This window comes from Pseudomonas parasichuanensis, from assembly GCF_021601385.1.
GTDB lineage: Bacteria > Pseudomonadota > Gammaproteobacteria > Pseudomonadales > Pseudomonadaceae > Aquipseudomonas > Aquipseudomonas parasichuanensis.
Map to the genome: position 1 here is coordinate 1 of NZ_BQHO01000055.1, position 19,581 is coordinate 19,581.

Genomic DNA, 19,581 nt, shown 5'->3' on the forward strand with positions numbered 1-19,581 from the left:
TTGGGCGTGCAAATAAACGTCGACGCCGCGTAGAACAGCCGCCCCACCGGGTTGATATTGGCGTCCAGGCTGTCCTCGGCGAACGGCTCGACCAGCATCACCGTGCCATCCGCCTTCAGTGCCTTGTACGCATGCCGCGCCGCGCCCACCGGGTCGCCCATGTCATGCAGGCAATCGAAGAAGCACACCAGATCCAGGTCGTGGCCGGGGTAGTCCTTGGCCGACGCCTGCTGGAAGCTCACCTGCCCGCCCACACCGGCGTCCCGTGCCCGCTCAGTGGCGGTGGCCACCGACGGCGCGTGATAGTCATAGCCGACAAAATGCGACTGTGGAAACGCCTGGGCCATGACGATGGTCGAGGCGCCATGACCGCACCCCACATCCGCCACCTGCGCGCCGGCCTGCAGCTTGGCCACCACGCCCTCCAGCGCCGGCAGCCAATCGGCCACCAGGAAGGTGCGATAACCCGGGCGGAAGAACCGCTCGGTGCCACTGAACATGCACGGGTGGTGGTCACCCCAGGCCAGCGCGCCATCGCCGCGCATGGCCTTCACCAACTTGTCCTTGTCGTGGAACAGTGCCGCCAGCACCGCCGCGCCGCCGGCCATGTAGGCCGGCGAGTCTTCCAGCGCCAGGGTCATGGCCTGTTCTTCAGGCAGGGTGAAATGGCCGTGATCGTGCACCACATAACCCGCCGCAGCCTGGCCATTGAGCCATTCGCGCACCAGCCGGGGCTGGCATCCGGTGCGCTCGGCGAGCACTTCAGGGGTGACCGGCTGGCTGTCGGCCATCGCCCGGTACAGGCCGAGCTCGTCGCCCAGCACCACGTTGGCCAGGGTCGCCGCAGCGCCCATGTCGCCCACCAGCTTGCCCATGAATTCGTGAAGCCTTGCCTCGTCCATGACCTGACCTCCTCTGCTCAGAAGGCCACCGTCGGCGACGTCCGGTCCGGGGCGGTGGTCGGATCGATGATAGGCCCGCAGCAGACGCGGGCCCGGGCTTTAAGTCTAGACCCGCCTGCGCTATCTTCGCCGCGCTGCCGGCACACCCGCCACTTCCGGACGGCCGCACCCGCGCAGCAAAGGAATTGCCACCATGTTTTCCAGCCGTACCCTCGTCCTTGTCCTGGGCATTGCTTTCATCATCATTGACCAGTGGGTGAAACTGATCGCCCTCGTGGCCCTCGACAACCACAGCTATGTCCTGGGCAACCAGAACGTCTGGCTGGACCTGGCCCTGAGCCTCAACCCCGGCGCCTTCCTCAGCCTGGGGGCCGGCATGCCAGTGCTGCTCAAGCAGCTGATCTTCGTGGTCGCCGTGGGTGCGGTATGCTGCTGGGCCAGCGTCTGGGCGTTCAGGCAATGGCAGGCGGCGCCGATCAAGGCCTTCGCCGCGTGGTTCATCGCCGTGGGCGGCTTTTCCAACCTGATCGACCGGGTGTTTCGCGACGGCCATGTGGTCGACTACCTGGTGCTCAACATCGGGACGCTGCACACCGGCGTGTTCAACCTGGCGGATATCGCCATCATGGCTGGGGCGGCGGTGCTGCTGGTGGATGCACTGACCCGGCCAGTCAAGGGCTGACCGACACACCCTGCGGAGCCTGTCAGCCATTCCTGCGTCACTTCAACCGGGTGCATGATCGACTTCGTAGAAGTCGAAATGCACCTCGCCCAGCCCCTCGATGACGTCAGGTATGGTTGACCGCCGCCGCACGACGGCATCCCGGTAGGCTGCCAGTTGCGGAGGGTTCATCAAGTAGTCGGACAGCCGGGCCTGAGCCTGCTGAACATTGTCGAACAGGTGCAGTAGTTGCGCGGACAGCACCCCCTCTGCCACGCTCGACACGATGTTCTGGCGGATTGAGCCCTGGAAGAAAGCCAGCATGATATTCATATCGACGACAGGAATCCGGCCCAGGGGCAAGCCACAATGGGCCGGTCCATTGAGGATCAGTAACGGTTGCACGTGAAACGTCTCAGGCAACTTGAAGTTGCGCTTGAGGCATTGCTTCCTGAACGACTTGTCATGGGCTGCGATCGTCCGGACCTTACGCTCGAGTTGCTTGCTGGCTTCGATGACTTTGTTGCGATGATGGTGCGTTTCGGCAGGTTCGGCCGGTTGCAGGAAGCATTTGACCTCGGCCACCACCAAGGTTTCACCGATCAGCATCAGCAGGTCGATGTCTTCGTAGCGCAGTTCGGCAGTAGCCGGCAGGTTGAACTTCAAGGCGTGCCCCAGCACCTTGACCGAGGCCCCGATTGGCGATCGATGCGCCGCGACACCAAGCATTTCCCGCACGTAGCGCTCAAAGGCATGACCCCGCTGGGCCAGGTCAGCCCCCATCTGCCGCAACCAGATATTAACGTTGCGCCGCGTCGCCCCCCACAGCAAAGGTGCAAACAGCAGCAGCAGGTGATCGTCACCAACGCCGATCATCGGCTGCGTCCAGGGCTCGCACTGCTGGGCATCCTTAGCCCGTACGTCAAAGGTCAAGAAGTCCACCAGGGCCGAAGCACGCTCCCGGGTCAACCGCAGCGACTCTGCTACCGCGTCGATCAATGCACCACGACGAACCTGCGGCGCACCTGCGCTCAGGAACCATTTGCCTGCATCGGTGCCTTGCCCGGGTGGCGAGTCAAGCAGCAGGCGCGCCAGGCTCGCGACCACCGCCCAGCACTTGATCACATCCAGCAGGGTCCCGCCTTGCAGGCGCTCGCACTGGAACGTGGAAAGTGACTGGTAGTAAGGTTCCACAGCTTCCTGCAAAAGCTGGAACATCTCGCAAGAAGAGCGTCGCACCTCAGCCTCCTCGCACAACGGATAAACCTGGCTTTCCCCCTCTGCGCACACGGCAGCAATCGGCCGTGGAATCCCCAGTTGGCTGTGAGTGCTGGTAGTACGGCGCAGATGAAAGTCGCGCACCCAGGCCTGGGTCATCGCCTGCTGCAGCACATCTCGTCGGAACTGCCCGATGACCCGCCAGCGAACGATGGCCTCGTCAGAGGGGGAAAAGGTCGCGGTATCGTCCAGGCGGATGTGATAGTCGTTCCAAAGGCAGTCCTGCCAGTGGTACTCCAGGACCTGATAGCACGTACCCAACTGGTAGTCCCGGCGCAGCCGCTCAAAATCCACAGGTTGTCCGGCACTGCCCGCCGCCACAGCGTCCTCGCGCTGTGCCAGCAGGACGCGCAACGGCAGTGCGAGCCCATCTATATCGGATAACAGCACTTCGTCGAGTACGTGTTCCTGCCCATGCCCATCGCTGATCCGCGGCACGATCTGCCCCAGGAAGGCATCCTGCGAGACATCCTGACGGGCGAACGCGCGCACCGTTTCGTCGTAGCGCATGGCATTGAAGTTGGCATGTGCCACCAGGGCGCGAAGCTTGTGCTGACGGCTGAGGCTCTTGTCGGTGACGAATGACAATTGCTGGCGCACCGTTGCGAACGCGGCGTGAAACCACTCGCCGGCCTGTCGCAAGTTGTGGCAGTGGGCTCCTTGTGCCGACCGCTCGGCGTCACAACGCCAGTCTTGAAGGTTGAAACTGCGCTGGTTCGGACGTGATACGGCGTTACTGCGCACCCGCTGAATGAACGACATGGTCGAAGGTCACTCCCTGTAAACCCTCGACTGTGCCTGCCAGAACCCGCAGCGTAAAGCCGCGCCTGCTCAAGGCTGCGGCGGCGCCAGCTGCAGCACTTCGCTGGTGTAGTCCCACTCTTCCTGCACCTTGTCCGGGTGCTCGTTCAGGCGGATGCCATACGACGGGATGATCTGCCTGACCTTGGCCTGCCATTCGGGCGTGGCCAGCTTGTCCTTGAACACCTTGCCCAGCAGGTCGAGCATGATCGGCGGCGCGGTCGAGGCCCCCGGCGAAGCGCCCAGCAGCCCGGCGATGCTGCCGTCCTTGGCGGTGACGATCTCGGTCCCCAGCTTGAGCACACCACCCTGGCTCTCGTCCTTCTTGATGATCTGCACCCGCTGCCCGGCCTGCCACAGGCGCCAGTCCGCAGGCTTGGCCTCGGGGAAATAGGTCTGCAGCGCGGCAAAGCGGTCGTCGTCGGACTGCAGTACCTGGCCGATCAGGTACTGCACCAGGTCGAACTCGCGTACCCCCACCCGCACCATGGGCCAGGTGTTATGGATGGTGGTGCTGCCCAGCAGGTCCAGCAGCGACCCCTGCTTGAGGAACTTGGTGGAGAAGGTGGCGAACGGCCCGAACAGGATCATCCGCTTGCCATCGAGCACCCGGGTATCCAGGTGCGGCACCGACATCGGCGGTGCACCGGTGGCGGCGATGCCATAGGCCTTGGCCATGTGACGCTGGGCGATGGCCGGGTTGTCGGTGACCAGGAACGAGCCACCCACCGGGAAGCCGGCATAGTCCTTGGCCTCGTCGATGCCGGACTTCTGCAGCAACGGCAGTGCGGCGCCGCCGGCACCGATGAACAGGAACTTGGCGTCGGTGGCGGCCGTGCTGCCGTCCTTGAGGCTCTTGTACTCGACGTGCCAGCTGCCGTCGTCGTTGCGGGTGATGTTCTCGACCTCGGTGGACAGCTTCAGGTCGAAGTTCGGCCGGGTCTGCAGGTAGCCCACGTACTGGCGGGTGATCTCGCCAAAGTTGACGTCGGTGCCGATCGGCGTCCAGGTCACCGCCAGCTTCTGGTTGGGGTCGCGCCCTTCCATCATCAGCGGCACCCATTTGGCGATTTGCGCGTGGTCTTCGGAATACTGCATGGGCTTGAACAGCGGGCTGGCCTGCAGCGCCTCGTAGCGCTTGCGCAGGAAGCGGATGTTGTCGTCGCCCCAGACGAAACTCATGTGCGGGGTGGTGTTGATGAACGAGCGCGGGTTCTTCAACACCCCCTGCTTCACCTGCCAGGCGAGGAACTGCCGGGTGATCTGGAACGACTCGTTGATCTCCACCGCCTTGCTGATGTCGATCTTGCCGTCTTTTTCCGGCGTGTAGTTGAGCTCGGCCAGCGCCGAGTGCCCGGTGCCGGCGTTGTTCCAGCCGTTGGAGCTCTCTTCGGCGACCTTGTCCAGGCGCTCGACCATCTCCATCGACCAGCCCGGCTCCAGTTCGTTGAGCCAGATGGCGAGGGTGGAACTCATGATGCCGCCACCCACCAGCATCACATCGACCTTCTTGCTTTCGGCGGCCTGGGCAGTTGCCAGGCCCATGGCCAGGCACAGGGCTGCCAGGGCCCACGGGGATTTACCGACGATCTTCATGTGCGCATCCTTCAATGAGAGTCGTGAGCCTGAAACAAACTGAAATGAAGCTTAGCCGACTAAAACAGTCGGGTAGGGCTGCGCCTGTGTGCGGTTCGCCGTCGCGACTCACCGGCGATAGGCACTTGCCATCAGCTCAATCCCGAAATACTGTATGAATATTCAGTGTTCCGGACCATCCCATGCAGCTCATCGCCAAACTCGGCATCCTCGCCGACGCCGCCAAATACGACGCCTCCTGTGCCAGCAGCGGCGCGCCCAAGCGTGGTTCGCGTGGCCGCGACGGGCTGGGCGCCACCGACGGCATGGGCATCTGCCACAGCTACACCCCCGACGGCCGTTGTGTGTCGCTGCTCAAGGTGTTGCTGACCAACTTCTGCCTGTACGACTGCCAATACTGCGTCAACCGCCGCTCCAGCAATGTGCCGCGGGCGCGCTTCAGCCCCGAGGAAGTGGTGCGCCTGACCCTCGACTTCTACCGGCGCAACTGCATCAGCGGGCTGTTCCTCAGCTCCGGGATCATCCGCTCGGCCGACTACACCATGGAGCAGCTGATCCGAGTGGCGCGGCTGCTGCGCGAGGAGCACCACTTCCGTGGCTACATCCACCTCAAGACCATCCCCGATGCCGACCCGCTGCTGATCGAGGAAGCCGGGCGCCTGGCCGACCGGCTCAGCGTCAACATCGAGCTGCCCACCGACGCCAGCCTCCAGCGCCTGGCCCCGGAAAAGCAGGCCAGCACCATCCGCCAGGCCATGGGCGTGATCCACCAGGGCCAGCAAGCGGTGGCCAACGAGCCCCGGGCGCCGCGCTTCACCCCCGCCGGGCAGAGCACCCAGGTGATCGTCGGCGCCGACGCCACCGACGACAGTACCCTGCTGCGCAATGCCGAATCGCTGTACCAGGGCTACGGCCTCAAGCGCGTGTACTACTCGGCCTTCAGCCCGATCCCCGACAGCCCCGCCAGCGTGCCCCTGGCCGCCCCGCCGCTGCTGCGCGAGCACCGCCTGTACCAGGCCGACTTCCTGCTGCGCGGCTACGGCTACAAGGCCGGCGAGCTGCTTGGAGCAAATGCCAACCTGGCGCTGGACATCGACCCGAAACTGGCCTGGGCGCTGGCCAACCGCGAGGTGTTCCCGCTCGACGTCAACCGCGCAGAACCGGCGCTGCTGGCACGTATCCCCGGCATCGGCCTGCGCAGCGTGCAACGCATGGTGGCCCTGCGCCGCGAACGGCGGATCCGCTATGACGACCTGATCCAGCTGCGCTGCGTGCTGGAAAAAGCGCGCCCGTTCATCGTCACCAGCGACTACCGGCCGGCCCAGGCCGAACTGCGCAGCGGGCTGTTGCGCGAGCGCCTGCGCGAACCCCAAGCCCCCGTGCAGATGGGCTTGTGGGGATGATCGCGCTCGACTGCGACGACTGCTTCGCTACCTGGCGCGACCAGGCCAGACGCCTGCTGGGCCACGGCATCGACCCGGCCGAAGTGACCTGGGGCCAGGGCCCTATGGACGACTTGCTGGCCATACCGGCGGCGCTGCCCGAGGGCCCCGGCCCGTTCCGTGCCCGCGTGCCAGCGGCCTTGCTGGCCCAGCTGGAGCAGGCCGGGCGCTACCGGGGTGAGCAGCGCTGGAACCTCTTGTACGAAGTGCTCTGGCGCGTCGCCCATGGCGACCGCACCGCCATGCTCGCCGGCGACCGCCTGGGCAGCGAGTTGCAACGGCGCATCAAGCAGGTCGGCCGGGAGGCCCACCACCTGCATGCCTTCGTGCGCTTCGTGCCACTGCCCGCAGCACTGGCCGAACACCTGCAACTGGACCTGGTGGCCTACCACGAACCGGCCCATGACATCCTCGACAGCGCCAGCGGCCACTTTGCCGAGCGCCTGGGGCGCCAGCGCTGGCTGATCGCCACCCCACGCGACGGCGTCCGCTACGACGGCGCTGCATTCGATTACCAACGGCGCTGCCCCGAGGCCTGGCAGCACTGGGCACGCACTGCCGAAGACCCCGACGCCGAGCTGTGGTTGACCTATTACCGCCACACCTTCAACCCGGCCCGGCTCAACCCCGACGCCTTGCGCCAGCACCTGCCCGGGCGGTTCTGGCGCCACCTGCCGGAAGGGCCGCTGATTCCGCAATTGGTCGGCCAGGCGCGCCACGGCAAACAGCGGGACGGCCAGGCGCTGGAGGTGGGGTTGCAGGAAGGCAAACGCATCGCTGCACAGCCCAGTCAAAGCCGCTGAACGAAGCGTTCCCCGCCACTCTTGTATACAAACTGTCTACCCGGTTAGACTTCGCGCTTTTTCCGAGCGAGACCAACCATGGCCAGGATCACCGGCCGCAACGCCACCCTCTGCGGCCTCGCCGCCATCCTGCTGTGGAGCACCGCCTCGGGCCTGATCCGCAGTGTCAGCCAGCATTTCGGCGCCATTGGCGGCGCGGCATTGATCTATACCCTCGGTGCGCTGCTGTTGCTGCTGTTGCTGGGCCGTCCTCGCCTGCGCAAGGCTTCGCCCTTCTACCTGGTGACGGGCTCGGCACTGTTCGTCACCTACGAAATCTGCCTGTCGCTGGCTTTGGGTTACGCCCTGGACAGCACCCAGGCGATCCAGCTGATGGTGGTCAATTACCTGTGGCCGAGCCTGACCGTGCTGCTGGCGATCGTGATGAACCGCCAACCGGCGCGCTGGTACATCGTGCCCGGCACGGCACTGGCGCTACTGGGCATCCTCTGGGTGGTCGGCAGCGACGGCCTGGCGCTGCACAGCGTGCTCGCCAATGTCCGCTCCAACCCCCTCGGCTATGGCCTGGCGGCCACCTGCGCGGTCAGCTTCGCGCTGTACTGCAACGTCACCCGCCGCTACGCCGACGGGCAGAACCATGTGACGCTGTTCTTCCTGCTCACCGCTGGGGTGTTGTGGCTGAAGTACGCCTTCAGCCAGGAGACCCTGCCGGCCGTCACCACCGGCAGCGCCCTGGAACTGCTCGCCGCGGGCCTGGCCATGGCCGGTGGCTACGCGTTGTGGAACCTGGGCATCCTGCGCGGCAACCTGACCCTGCTGGCCACCGCCTCGTACTTCGCCCCGGTGCTGTCGTCGGCGTTTGCCGCGCTGTGGCTCGGTGCGCACCTGGCCCTGCAGTTCTGGCAGGGCGCGCTGCTGGTCACCCTGGGTTCTTTGCTGTGCTGGCAGGCGACCCGCCAGCCCCGCTCTGTCGCCTAACCCCTGTAGGAGCGGCCTCGTGACGCTTCAGGTGGCGCCAGGTTTGACAGCGAAACGGCACACCTGCCCACCGCGCAGCATGCATTCCAGGTGCTGCGCCTCGCCGCCGCCCAGGGCGCCGATCAGCGCCAGGTCCAGCTCGCAGACCGACGGGTGCACCTTGGCCAGGTGATGGAACACGCAGTTGTGGGCGACGATTTCCGGCTCACCGGACGTGCGAAAAAACACCGCTGCCTCATAGCCGGCCTGGTTCATGTGCTGCACGATCCGCGCCTCATCGACGACCTCATGCTCAAGGTCCGCAGCCAGCTTGCGACCCAGGCCACGCAGCAACGCCAGCAGCGCGTCGTGGCCAAGCAAGCCGGCGACCTCGTCGATCAGCAGGTTGGCCAGCAGCGGGTATTGGCGCGGGAACAGCTCGCGGGCCTGTTCGGTGAGCTGGTGCAACTGCTCCGGCCGGCGCCCGGTGGGCCGGGTGGCACCGCGCTGCACCAGGCCGTCGCGCTCCAGCGCCGCCAGGTGCTGGCGCACCGCGGTACGGGTGATCGCCAGCGCCTGGGCCAGGTCATCGATGCTCATGCCCGCCGGCTGGTGCAGCAGCGCGTAAAGCAGGTCACGCTGGGTACGACCCAATCCTTCCAGCATTGGCACAGGCTCCTGTTCAGAACTTGTCGGGGAACTGTTTGGCCAACGCCCCGGCCAGGGCGTCGGCCAGCACCAGCATGTGTTGGTGCATCATCTGCCAGGTCTGTGCTTCGCCCGCGTAGTCACGGGCGGCCAGCTGGTCGATCTGCGCCACATGGTGGCCGCCGTGGGCGCTGAGCAGGGTCAGCAAGGTCGGCTCGGGCAAATACGGATTGGCCTTGGCCAGGAACCCCGCGATGGCCTTGGCATTGCCCGACAGCTCGTTGACCGCCGCCTGCTGCCCGGCCTTGTCCCTGGCCACGGTGGCATCGCTGTAATGCTTGACCGCGCCCCAGTGCCCGGCCAGCAGCTTGAGCATCTGGTCAGCCGCCGGCTGCCCATACAAGGGCGCCAGGCTGTTGGCGATGGTGGTGGCGTTGCTCACCACCTGCCTGGCTGCCGTGTCGGCCTGGGCCTGGTTGCCGGCCTGGTTGGCAACGGCGTAGTTGCGCACCCAGAACACATGCTCGACCCACAAATCGCGCAGCGCCAGGCGCGTGCTCAGCGCCACAGGTTCCACGGCAGGCGCATCGGTGCTGGCCAGGGTCTGGTTGAATGCCGGCTGCGCGCACAAGGCGAGCAACAGCAATGCTGCAATCTTGATGTTCATGACGACACCCTCGAAGTGGATGACCCCCAACAAGGGTAATTTAAGCATCAAAATATGTTTTTATTGACCCGCGAGCGGCAATCGGACCAATGGTCCAGCGCTCATCCCTTGATGGCTTTCTCGATGGTTGCGATGTCGATCTTGCCCATGTCCATCATCGCCTCCCAGGCCCGCTTGGCCGCCGCCCGGTCACTGCCGGCAACGGCCTGGGTCAGCACACGCGGGCTGATCTGCCACGACAGCCCCCACTTGTCCTTGCACCAGCCACAGACACTCTCCTGGCCGCCGTTGCCGACGATGGCGTTCCAGTAACGATCGGTCTCCTCCTGGCTGTCGGTGGCCACCTGGAACGAGAACGCCTCGCTGTGGCTGAACGCCTTGCCACCGTTGAGGCCGATGCAGGGGATGCCCATCACCGTGAACTCGACGGTGATCACATCGCCCTGCTTGCCCGATGGGTAGTCGCCGGGCGCCAGGTGTACGGCGTTCACCTGGCTGTCTGGGAAGGTTTGGGCATAGAAGTTCGCGGCCTCTTCGGCGTCATGGTCGAACCAGAGGCAGATGCTGTTCTTCGGGGTCATGGTCGGGGCTCCCGGGGCACAAGGTCCCACGAGTCTAGCCCTCCTGCCCTGCGGCACCGGCGGTGCGCGATCAGCGGCCAGCCAGGGGGATCCACAGGTCGACGTAACCGCCACCGTGCAGCGGGTCAAAGTCGGCACTGTACAGCTCGAATTCCGGCGCATCGGCGGCCTGGTACCCGGAGGCGGGCAACCACTGGTTGAACACGGTGTAGACCGTCTGGTGGATCATCGACACATGGCCCTGGTGGCGGAACACCGCATACTCCCTCGCCGCCAGCCGGAAATGGCTGAAGTTCGGCGGCAGGTCGCGGCTGCCGGCCACCTCGACCCCGGCGATGTATTCGAAGCTGCCGTCATCACCGGGGTTGCAGCACACCCCGTAGGTGGCATCGCCGACCTGGCCCGGCACCCGCCCCACGTAAGGGTCGAAGGCTTGCCACAGGCCGGGGATGCCCTCGTTGCGTTCGAAGGTGAAGCGCCCGCCGAGGCCAGCGATGATGAAGGCATCGCGGTGTTCGAAACGCGGTTCGGCAAGCGGGATGAAGTCGAGTGTTTTCATGCGCAGGGGCTCCAGCAAGGCAGAGGGGTCGTGGGCCTGGCCGCGCAGCTGGCTCGGCGGCATGCCGAACAGCTCGCAAAAGGCCCGGGTGAACGCTTCGTGGGAGCTGTAGCCGGCCGTCAGCGCGACTTCAAGGATGTCCGGGCTGCCGCTGCGCAGGGCTTGCGCGGCACGGCTCAGGCGCCGGGCCCGCACATAGCGCATCACCGGCCAACCGGTGGCGGCGGCGAACTGCCGGGCCAGGGCAAACGGCGACAAGCCGAAATGCCGGGCGACACGGCCCAGGTCCAGGTCAGTGTCCAGGGCCGTCTCGATGTACCACAGGACGTGTTCGATGCTTCGCATTCCTTTGCTCCTCAGTCAGCGCAGCCACACTACCAAGGGTGTTGGCGGACGACTTGATCGTTCTTGCGCCTGGACGCAGGCCATCGTGGCCTGTTTCAGCGAGCCTGCTGCTGACTGAAGGCCAGGTGGTAACCGTTGCAGTCGCGCACCGCGAACTCCCGCGAGCCGTGCGCCATGTCCTGCAACGGCCAGGCGATGTCGGCTTGCCCTTTGACTTGGGCAAAGTAACCCTCGACGTCCTCTATGATCAGGTAAAAGGTGCCGGAGCAAGCCACCGGCTGCTGCCACAGGTCCTCTTGGGTGAACACCAGCGTACAGTCCAGCAGGCGTGCAGTGAGGGTCGACTGCGCGCTGTCGCTGACGTTGAAGCCGAGCACATCGCGGTAGAAGGCACGTGTGCGTTCCAGATCGGGGCAACGCAGAAGCAGGGCGATGGGCATGCTGGCCTCGTCGATGTAGGTCCTTGGAGAGCGGATCATCACCGTTAGCAGCCCAGGCGACAAGGGCTGGCAGCGGGCAGCGACACTGGCACAATGCCTCACCTACCACCTGCCCTATCAAGGAGGATTCATGTTGTCGCGCTCCATCCCGGCCATGCTGACCCTGGTCGCCACGCTGCTGCTCGGTGCCTGTGCCACCGCCCCGCAGCCCCCCGCTCCACCGCTTGGTCCCGTGCTGCCCGATACTGCGCAACGCAGCCAATGGATCGAACAGACCCTGGCCCAGGACCCTCTGGTCAAGAACCAAGCCAAACCGACGACCAACCCGAGCAGCGACGAGACCGTGGCCAAGCTGCGCAAAGAGCGCAACCTGCCTCTGCCGGATGACTATTGGGCACTGTACAAACAGAACCTCGATACGTTCCGCGCCGACATGCAACAACAGAAGGTCATCGGGCGCGCCGCCTACATCGCCGTCTACACCGACCAGCTCAGCCGCGCCGACGACCAGACCCTGCAACGCCTGGCCACCGCGCCCGACAGCCTGGACAAAACCACCGGCAACGCCTGGAGCCAACGCATGATCGAGCGCCTGATGAACTACTTCGCCAGCGACAACCAAGCCACCATCGTCACGCTGAAAAACCACATGCAGCGCATGGCCCTGATGGACCGCCAGTACAAGGTCTGCGCGCTGTACAGCGACTGCTGGGACAAGCCGTCGGCCAAATGACCTGGCCGGCGCCAGGTTTGACGCCGGGCGCCGCAGCGTTCAAGGTCGGTGCTGCACAAAGCAACCCAGCCCCACCCTGACGCGGAGACCACCATGCATTTCGACCTGATCCAGACCCTGAGCCTGGCCGGCAAGCCGGATGTGCCCAACGATGACCGCCTCGGCTGCGCCGAACGCCACGCCTGGGTCATCGACGGTGCCACCGACCTCGGCCCGGCCGGCCTGCTTGGCGAGCGCGGCGGTGCGGCCTGGCTGGCGGGCGCGGCGCAGCGTGCCTTCGCTGGCGCTGGCGGGCCGTTGCAAGGTGTCTGCGAGCAGGTATTCGAAACCCTGGCCAGGGACTACGCACAGGCCCGTCAGCGCGAACCGCTGGCCCCGTGGGAGCTGCCCCGCGCGGCCTTCGCCGCCGTGGCCCTGGAGGGTGACGAGCTGGTCTGCGCGCACCTGGCCGACTGTGTGGTGCTGCACCGCAGCGCCCAGGGCGTTGCCTTCCTCACCCCGGCCCCCGACCGCGAGGCCGAACGCGCCGAAGCTGCCGCCTTGGGCCCGGGCACCGGTGCCTTCGGTGTGCGCACACCTGCGGTACTGGCCGACCGCCGCGCCGCCCGCGAGCGGCCACGGGCCGTGCTGGGTGTCGAACCCGAACAGGCCCGCGCCGGTACCTGCTACAGCCGCACCCCAGTGGCCAGGGGCGACGATGTACTGCTGATGAGCGACGGCTTTGCCGCGCTGTTCGACACCTACCAGGCCTACGGCCCGGAAGCGTTCATCAGCCGCCTGCTGAGCCATGGGCTCGCCGACCTGGCCCGGACCCTGCGCGACATCGAGCAGCAAGACGCCGCCTGCGTGCGCTACCCGCGCTTCAAGATGAGTGACGATGCGTCGGCGATCTGGTTGCGGGTGGGCTGAGACCCAGAAAAGGACTACACGCAAAACGGAAAGCATGAAGTCGATTGTGCGCAAAGTCGGACGCAAGATGTTTCCGCGAACTACAAGCACAGCGGACAAACACCTGCCCTATCGACTCATGCACAAGGAAGCACGCCATGCTGATCCAGCCCCTCCCTTCCCACGGCCCCTGGGACCAAGGCATCAGCCTCGACAGGCACACCGTGCTCAGCACCCCCATCGGCCTGAATGCACAGGGTCACATGCAGTTCGAGATCCTGCGCACCGACATCGGCGAGGCGCTGTTCCAGCTCAAGTACCGCGACGACTACCAGCAGGTCGCCTTCCTCGCCCGTTCGGTGGCCGCCGCGCTGGCCGGGCAACGCTTCGACCTGGTCATCCCCATGCCTGCCAGCAGGCAGCGCCCCAGCCAGCCGGTCCACGAAGTGGCCAGGCAGGCGGCGGAGCTATTGGGCAGTACCTACAGCGACCAGCTTTTGCTGAAAACCTGGCACACCGCGATGATGTCCGACCTCGCCAACTATCAACAACGGGTCGAGGCACTGGCCGGCTGTTTCATCGTCAACGACACCTTGCGCCACCCCTTCGATGTGCTGCTGCTGGACGACCTGATCGACACCGGTGCCTCGCTGCAGGCTGCCTGCACCGCCCTGCGCGAATGCGCAAACATCCGCAGCATTTCGCTGGTCGCCCTGACGCGCAGGCACTGAACAGGCAAAAAAAGGCGCCTCACGGAGGCGCCAAAACATTCACCTGTAACCAAAGGAGCACGTGGGCTTCTAAAGGTGAATTCGGGTAGTCACAGAATCGACAGCGGGTACTCGACGATCAGCCGCACCTCGTCCAGGTCCGACTCGAACGCCGTGGCCCGGGTGGTGGCCTGGCGCACCCGCAGCGACAGGTCCTTGGCCGCGCCAGTCTGCACCACATACTTGACCTCGATGTCGCGCTCCCAGCGCTTCTGGTCGGTGAGTGGGTCGCCGTTGCCATCGCGGCGCATGTAGACGGCGTTGGCGTTGCTGTAGTCGGCGTCGCTGCCACGCCCGTAGCGGGTCATGAAGGTCAACCCCGGCACGCCATAGGCCGCCATGTTCAGGTCGTAGCGCAGCATCCAGGAGCGCTCCTTCGGCGAGTTGAAGTCGCTGTACTGGATGGAGTTGTCGAGGAAAATCGAGTCGGACTGGCGCAGGTAGTCGAAGTCGTCGTCGCCGTTGTTGCGCTGGTGGGTGAGCGCCAGGGTGTGGGCGCCGTAGCGCACGCCGAGCTTGGCGCTCCAGATATCGTTGTCGAACTGGCCGAGGCGCTGGCGGCCTTCGTCCTTTGCGTTGTAGAAGTTGAACCCACCGATCAGCGCCAACTCTTCGCTGAGGGGCCAGGTCACGCTGGTGCCGGCGTAGTACTGGTTCCAGACATCCTTCAGGCGGCTGCCGAACAGGCTGACGCTGACGTAGTCGTTGATCGCGTAGTCGCCACCGCCGTAGGCGATCCACGGCGAGTCCACCGGGCCGCCATAAAAGGTCACGAAGTTGTCGTGCAGGTCGCTGGACACCGGCTGGCTCATGGCGTGCAGGCGCCCGCCCTGCAGGGTCAGGCCCTTGAGGCTGGTGTTTTCCACGGTCACGCCCCGAAAGCTCTCCGGCAGCAGGCGCGAGTCGCCGGCGGCCACCACCGGGTTGGCCGGGAACACATCACCCACCCGTAGCACGGTGTCGTAAAGGCGCAGCTTGGCGGCGCCACCGACCTTGCTGTATTCGTCCCGGGCCTGGCCGTCGCGGTCCACCGGCAGCACATCGAACGAGCTGCGCCCGCCATTGCGCCCACCGCCGGTGTCGAGCTTCAGCCCGAGCATGGCGAAGGCATCCAGCCCCACGCCCACGGTGCCCTCGGTGAAGCCGGACTCGAAGCGGGTGATGATGGCGTGGGCCCAGGCCTCGGAGTAGCCATTGGCGCTGGCCTTGCCGCTGTTGTAGGTCGGCGCCGGGCCGTCGCGGTGGTCACGGTTGAAATAGAAATTGCGGTTGAGCACATTCAGGCGGCTGCCTTCGATGAAGCCCTCCTGCTGCGCTTCGCCGGCCCAGGCGGCGGGGCCGGCCATTGCCACCAGGGCGGCCAGGGAAAGTGTCGGACCGTTTCTCATGCGATGCTCCTTCGCTGCGGCTGTTGTAGTTGTACGGCCTCGGCGCTGGAGCGTCCCTGGTCTGGCCAGATGCGCATGCACCCAGCCCCTTCGGCCGAGGCTGATGCTCGCTGCTGGCGGATAACGGCAAGGTGATGGGCGGATTACAATTGCGTCATGCGCGCTTGTGCCCGGTATTGAGATGCTGAGTTGACAGGGTGGGTGGGGCTTGTGGGCCAGGAGGGTTTGCTTCAACGCTTCAAAGCGGAGCGATACGCCGCCGCACGCCCGCGTTTGCCTATCGCCACCACCAGCACAACGACGCGCTGATCCTCTACCCGATAGACCAGTCGATAACCTGAGGACTTGAGTTTGATCTTGTAGTGGTTAGGCAAGTCGCGCATCGCATCCGCTGGCACCCAGGGCAGTACCAGCCGCTCACGCAGTTTCTTCTTGGCTTGTTCACGCACGGTATGGCCAAGCTTCTGCCACTCCTTCAACGCAGAGGGCAGAAACTCGAGTTCATAGGTCATCCAACTTCACCGGCACGGGCTTCTCGTGGGCACGTGCCTTGACCAGCTCCGCCAGTTCGATGTCTTCCAGTTGCTCCATCATCGCCTCATAGAGTTCAGCGGGCACCATATAGCCCATGACGCGATTATGATTGAGCACGGCCACCGGCTGCCCCTGTGCACCCGCCATGACAGCCGTGGGATTCTTCTTTAATTCCGAGACGCTGACAGTGATGTCGGCAAAGATGTGCTGCATGATTCAGCCCTCAATGAAGTACCAGATTTTGGTCTTTATCTTGAGCCTGTTCAAGTCGCCCCTATCGCTGCTCCTGGTCAGCCAAAGACAGTGTCAGCCCATCACGATGACGCAGACTCCCTGCCCCGTCACCTGGCATTTCTATCAGTAGACACATGCCGCACCCTCCCGAAACATGCCAGCTGCCAGCTCGAAGGGAGTGCCCGCCATGCAAAGCGCCACGCTGTTCTGGAAGGTTGCCAATGGCGACCACCCCTGCCCGCACGCGTCCTCGCTGCTGGGCTGGGAGTTCATCTTCTATGAGCCGGACAAACGCCAGGTGAGGGTGCGTTTTCATGCCTCGCCTTCACTGACCACGCCGCTGCAGTGCATCCACGGCGGCATGCTCGGGGCCATGCTGGATGACTGCATGGGCGCGGCGGTACTGGCCGCCCTCGGCCCTGAAGAGGTGGCGCTGAGCGCCAGGCTCGAAACCCGCTTGCTGGCCCCCGCCCTGCCTGGCCACCTGGCCGGCGTGGCCAGGGTCACCCGCCGCACCGGCACGCTGCACTACACCAGCGGTGAACTGCACGCCGAGGACGGCACCCTGCTGGCGACCGGCAAGGCCTGCTACAAGGTCATCCCCCTGCCGCCGGGCGGGGTCTTGCAGGGTGCCGCCGAGCAAGGGTAATGGGCCTGGCCTTACCTTGCGCATCTGTAACCCTGGCGTCATGCCCCTGTTGGCTGGCGCTGGATAGCCTGGGCTTCGAAACCTGACCCCTTTCGGAGGCCCACCATGCTACGACTGACCCTGACCGCCGCGCTGCTGGCGCTGTCCCTCTCGGCCCAGGCCACAGGCTTTAACGCCCAGCCCAACGAGCGGCTGCTGGAGGACCACCAGCAGGCCGTGGCGGCCTACGCGGCAGAACGCGCCAAGCCCATGCCGGAGATCGTCGACTACCGCTATGGCATGCGCCTGGACGTCGCCAACCTGGTGCGCCAGTCGGCCGACCCGCGCAACTGCAGCGTCGTGCCCCGCCTGATGACCTACGAGGACAGCCAGGGCACCCTGCGCACCGTGCGCTACGTGATGCAGTCGCAGTGCATCAACAACAAATGACCTGCTGGCGCCACGCCTGGTCTCAGGCGCTGACGCGACGTTGTGCCAGGCTGCGGTAGCCCAGCCACAGCACACCCAGCAGCAGCGCCCCCAGCAGCACCATCAACTCAAGGCTGTAGCGCGCCACCAGAGCCGGGAAACCGAGCACTTCGCGGTACACCTGGATATCGGCGCTGCCGTCGGCATGCCGGATGCTGATGCCGCCCTGGCGGATCTGCGAGTAGTCAGCGTCGAAATACACCCATATCCAACTCTCGCCCGCCGCTTCGATACTGGGGATTTCGATGAGGTTGGTGGGTGCCTCCAGCAAGGTGTCGTTGCCGGCGGCGTCGCGAATCTGCACCAGGCCCTTGGCCGGCAGGCGGATCTGCACGGCCTGCAGCGGGCGCTGACGGTGGTTGAACAGTTCGATCAGCAGCCCGGTGCGGTGGTCTACCAGCCCCGCCTCGAAGGGTTTGCCGAACAGCTGCCGGTACGGTGCCTGGGCCAACTCCACCAGTTTGTCGACCTGCGGGTCGCTGAGCGCGCCGTTGCCGATCTCGCGGACGAGCCCATGCAGGCGCTCGAACTTGAGCAACGCGTTGGCCGTGCTGATACGTTCACTGAACTGGCCCGGGTAGGTAAGGTGGGCGTAGGTCAGGTGCGCTTCGAGGCGATCGTCATCGCGCAGCAGGGCGTAGAGCGCGGCGGCGGCGACCGCGACGACCAGCAGGCCCACGAGGCCTTTACCGACTTTTTCCCAGATCACCTTGGGGTTCCTTGTACTGCAGGGTTGGCGACAGATAATGGCGGGCAAGGTTGCCAAGAAGCCGAGGCCGGGGCAAGGCATGTTTGCCTTGGCTGGCCACTTGCTCGCAAGGCCGGCTCATCCTCTGCCCAGCAACCCCGGCACCGCCACCACCAGCATCGCCACCCCGGACAGGGTCAGCAGCCCCAGCACGATCCGCCGGAACGCCAGCTCGCTGATGCCCAGGTACAACCGGGTGCCGAACAGGGTCGGCAGCAGCATCGCCAGCGCCACCACGGCAAACGACGGCAGCAGCGCCGTAGTCACCAGGCCGTTGCCGATATAGGTGAGCAGGGTCACTGCCAGCATCGAAAGGTTGAAGTTCTGGATTACCGCACGCTGGGTGTCGCGCTCAAAACCACGCAAGGTGCACCACAGCGTAGGCACGGTGCCGGTGAAACCGCCGATGCCGCCCAGTACACCCCCGACCATGCCCACCGCGCCATCGGCCAGGCGCCCGCCGCGCAGCCTGGGCAGGCGCGGCGCCAGCAGCATCAGCGGGCACCACAGCACCAGCAGGCTGCCGAACACCGCCTTGAACCACAGCATGTCCAGGTATGGCAGCACCCACACCCCCAGCGGGATACCCGCCAGGCCGCCGAGCACGAAGGGCCACAGCAGGGCCCAGCTGAACCCCCGGCGCACACTGAACACGGCGATCAACTGGCCGCTGAGGCTGCCGAACACGGTCAGCACCGCCGCCGCCTGGGGTTCAAGGCCCCAAGCCCAGAACGACATGGCCACCATGCCGAAGGCAAAGCCTGACAGGCCTTGGACGAAACCGGCAACGACAGCGCCCAGGGCGATCAGCAACAGCGGGTCCATGAATACTCCATGCAGGTGGCCAGTGGGGCAGCATTCCCCACCCATCAGTGGGTGACTATCCCCAGGTTTGCGGCAAAGCCTGAGCGTATCGCGCTCGCACTCTTTGCAACATCTTGAAATATCTGGCCCTTGGCCACTTTGCCTTTGGCACAGCCGTTGCTCATCCCACCTACAGGGCACGGCGCCACCCCCGAGGGTGGGCAACAGATGCCCGTTGCACAACACGGGGCATACCGCAATGAAGAAACCAGCAGCAACATCCCTACAGGTGTTCAGGTTGTCCTCAATCACGGCGCTGCTGCTCAGCTTTGGGCTGGTGGGTGCAGTGGCCGGATCACTGGACGACGTCAGCGAGCCACCACCCGGCGACCCTTCCGCCTACAGCCCCCCACCTGCCGACCCGGTGGCCGCGGCGGCGGCGCTCGAAGCACTGAAAAGCATGCCCGAAGCCAACGAGGGCTCGCTGGAACTGAGCAATGGGGTTTACGGCGACCGCACCACGGTAACCACCGACAACGTGCTGCAGCCAGCGCAGCAAACCTCGCGCAAGTACCCCACCAACGGCAAGCCCAGCCCGTTGTTCGGCGCCGAGCCGTTCACCCAGCAACTGCTGCTGCTCGAAGAATTCGGCCCGGAGAAACTCGACCCGGCCACCCCGCCCTAC

General features: G+C 65.3%; 22 protein-coding genes and 1 pseudogene. 10 read left to right on the forward strand and 13 right to left on the reverse strand.

The genetic code is table 11. The features are described 5' to 3' along the window. On the reverse strand, nt 1-902 hold a 902-nt coding region (locus L6D77_RS26015; protein ID WP_236170202.1), incomplete at its 3' end, for a class I SAM-dependent methyltransferase. Between the two features lie 193 nt (nt 903-1,095). Between L6D77_RS26015 and L6D77_RS26020 the strand changes: the two genes are divergently transcribed. Next, nucleotides 1,096-1,584 carry a signal peptidase II gene (locus tag L6D77_RS26020; protein ID WP_232885048.1) on the forward strand — a complete coding sequence of 163 codons (489 nt, stop codon included), beginning with the start codon at nt 1,096-1,098 and terminating at the stop codon, nt 1,582-1,584. Nucleotides 1,585-1,626: 42 nt separating this feature from the next. On the opposite strand, the gene L6D77_RS26025 is transcribed toward L6D77_RS26020, so the two are convergent. Both L6D77_RS26025 and mqo read right to left on the reverse strand, forming a co-directional pair. Continuing rightward, on the reverse strand, nt 1,627-3,603 hold the full coding sequence (locus L6D77_RS26025) for a hypothetical protein (protein WP_232885049.1): 1,977 nt from the start codon (nt 3,601-3,603) through the stop codon (nt 1,627-1,629). A 69-nt stretch (nt 3,604-3,672) separates the two neighbouring features. Then, nucleotides 3,673-5,238, reverse strand: a complete 1,566-nt coding sequence (mqo, locus tag L6D77_RS26030) for a malate dehydrogenase (quinone) (protein ID WP_232885050.1) — start codon at nt 5,236-5,238, stop codon at nt 3,673-3,675. Between the two features lie 182 nt (nt 5,239-5,420). On the opposite strand from mqo, the gene L6D77_RS26035 reads away from it, so the two are divergent. The 3 genes from L6D77_RS26035 to yddG all read left to right on the forward strand — a co-directional run bounded on the left by L6D77_RS26035 (nt 5,421) and on the right by yddG (nt 8,461). Then, nucleotides 5,421-6,641 (forward strand): putative DNA modification/repair radical SAM protein, encoded by a 1,221-nt coding sequence (locus L6D77_RS26035; protein ID WP_232885051.1) that lies wholly within the window; start codon nt 5,421-5,423, stop codon nt 6,639-6,641. Further along, nucleotides 6,632-7,483 carry a TIGR03915 family putative DNA repair protein gene (locus L6D77_RS26040; RefSeq protein WP_232885052.1) on the forward strand — a complete coding sequence of 284 codons (852 nt, stop codon included), beginning with the start codon at nt 6,632-6,634 and terminating at the stop codon, nt 7,481-7,483. The genes L6D77_RS26035 and L6D77_RS26040 overlap by 10 nt, the downstream gene beginning before the upstream one ends. Nucleotides 7,484-7,561: 78 nt before the next feature. Continuing rightward, nucleotides 7,562-8,461: an aromatic amino acid DMT transporter YddG gene (gene yddG / locus L6D77_RS26045; protein WP_269807686.1), complete on the forward strand. Its 900-nt coding sequence runs from the start codon at nt 7,562-7,564 to the stop codon at nt 8,459-8,461. 27 nt (nt 8,462-8,488) lie between these two features. Here yddG and L6D77_RS26050 read toward each other — a convergent pair whose 3' ends face one another. From L6D77_RS26050 to L6D77_RS26070, 5 genes are all read right to left on the reverse strand, one after another. Continuing rightward, nucleotides 8,489-9,106 (reverse strand): helix-turn-helix transcriptional regulator, encoded by a 618-nt coding sequence (locus L6D77_RS26050; protein ID WP_232885053.1) that lies wholly within the window; start codon nt 9,104-9,106, stop codon nt 8,489-8,491. 16 nt (nt 9,107-9,122) lie between these two features. Beyond that, on the reverse strand, nt 9,123-9,755 hold the full coding sequence (locus L6D77_RS26055) for a hypothetical protein (protein WP_232885054.1): 633 nt from the start codon (nt 9,753-9,755) through the stop codon (nt 9,123-9,125). 101 nt (nt 9,756-9,856) lie between these two features. After that, nucleotides 9,857-10,336: a VOC family protein gene (locus L6D77_RS26060; RefSeq protein ID WP_232885055.1), complete on the reverse strand. Its 480-nt coding sequence runs from the start codon at nt 10,334-10,336 to the stop codon at nt 9,857-9,859. Nucleotides 10,337-10,406: 70 nt separating this feature from the next. After that, nucleotides 10,407-11,240 (reverse strand): AraC family transcriptional regulator, encoded by an 834-nt coding sequence (locus L6D77_RS26065; protein WP_232885056.1) that lies wholly within the window; start codon nt 11,238-11,240, stop codon nt 10,407-10,409. A gap of 95 nt (nt 11,241-11,335) precedes the next feature. Further along, on the reverse strand, nt 11,336-11,680 hold the full coding sequence (locus tag L6D77_RS26070; protein WP_232885057.1) for a VOC family protein: 345 nt from the start codon (nt 11,678-11,680) through the stop codon (nt 11,336-11,338). Between the two features lie 130 nt (nt 11,681-11,810). Between L6D77_RS26070 and L6D77_RS26075 the strand changes: the two genes are divergently transcribed. The 3 genes from L6D77_RS26075 to L6D77_RS26085 all read left to right on the forward strand — a co-directional run bounded on the left by L6D77_RS26075 (nt 11,811) and on the right by L6D77_RS26085 (nt 14,032). After that, nucleotides 11,811-12,413 carry a hypothetical protein gene (locus L6D77_RS26075; protein WP_232885058.1) on the forward strand — a complete coding sequence of 201 codons (603 nt, stop codon included), beginning with the start codon at nt 11,811-11,813 and terminating at the stop codon, nt 12,411-12,413. 93 nt (nt 12,414-12,506) lie between these two features. Further along, the gene (locus L6D77_RS26080) at nt 12,507-13,322 is read left to right on the forward strand and encodes a protein phosphatase 2C domain-containing protein (RefSeq protein ID WP_232885059.1); all 816 of its coding nucleotides are present in this window, start codon (nt 12,507-12,509) and stop codon (nt 13,320-13,322) included. A gap of 137 nt (nt 13,323-13,459) precedes the next feature. After that, nucleotides 13,460-14,032: a ComF family protein gene (locus L6D77_RS26085; protein WP_232885060.1), complete on the forward strand. Its 573-nt coding sequence runs from the start codon at nt 13,460-13,462 to the stop codon at nt 14,030-14,032. Nucleotides 14,033-14,121: 89 nt separating this feature from the next. On the opposite strand, the gene L6D77_RS26090 is transcribed toward L6D77_RS26085, so the two are convergent. The 3 genes from L6D77_RS26090 to L6D77_RS26100 form a co-directional block, all read right to left on the reverse strand. Continuing rightward, nucleotides 14,122-15,459, reverse strand: coding sequence for an OprD family porin (locus tag L6D77_RS26090; protein ID WP_232885061.1), 1,338 nt, complete (start codon nt 15,457-15,459; stop codon nt 14,122-14,124). 230 nt (nt 15,460-15,689) lie between these two features. Next, a complete protein-coding gene (locus L6D77_RS26095) occupies nt 15,690-15,971 on the reverse strand; it encodes a type II toxin-antitoxin system RelE family toxin (protein ID WP_236170203.1) in 282 nt (93 codons plus the stop codon). Beyond that, nucleotides 15,961-16,206 (reverse strand): type II toxin-antitoxin system prevent-host-death family antitoxin, encoded by a 246-nt coding sequence (locus tag L6D77_RS26100; protein ID WP_232885063.1) that lies wholly within the window; start codon nt 16,204-16,206, stop codon nt 15,961-15,963. The genes L6D77_RS26095 and L6D77_RS26100 overlap by 11 nt, the downstream gene beginning before the upstream one ends. A 208-nt stretch (nt 16,207-16,414) precedes the next feature. On the opposite strand from L6D77_RS26100, the gene L6D77_RS26105 reads away from it, so the two are divergent. Together L6D77_RS26105 and L6D77_RS26110 are read left to right on the forward strand one after the other, a co-directional pair. Then, a complete protein-coding gene (locus tag L6D77_RS26105; protein WP_232885064.1) occupies nt 16,415-16,876 on the forward strand; it encodes a PaaI family thioesterase in 462 nt (153 codons plus the stop codon). Nucleotides 16,877-16,981: 105 nt separating this feature from the next. Then, a complete protein-coding gene (locus tag L6D77_RS26110; RefSeq protein ID WP_232885065.1) occupies nt 16,982-17,305 on the forward strand; it encodes a DUF2790 domain-containing protein in 324 nt (107 codons plus the stop codon). A 22-nt stretch (nt 17,306-17,327) separates the two neighbouring features. On the opposite strand, the gene L6D77_RS26115 is transcribed toward L6D77_RS26110, so the two are convergent. Beyond that, nucleotides 17,328-18,053, reverse strand: a complete 726-nt coding sequence (locus L6D77_RS26115; protein ID WP_232885066.1) for a hypothetical protein — start codon at nt 18,051-18,053, stop codon at nt 17,328-17,330. Between the two features lie 117 nt (nt 18,054-18,170). Next, the gene (locus L6D77_RS26120; RefSeq protein ID WP_232885067.1) at nt 18,171-18,917 is read right to left on the reverse strand and encodes a sulfite exporter TauE/SafE family protein; all 747 of its coding nucleotides are present in this window, start codon (nt 18,915-18,917) and stop codon (nt 18,171-18,173) included. 238 nt (nt 18,918-19,155) lie between these two features. Between L6D77_RS26120 and L6D77_RS26125 the strand changes: the two are divergent. Further along, nucleotides 19,156-19,581: pseudogene (locus L6D77_RS26125) on the forward strand (copper oxidase); the annotation flags it as partial.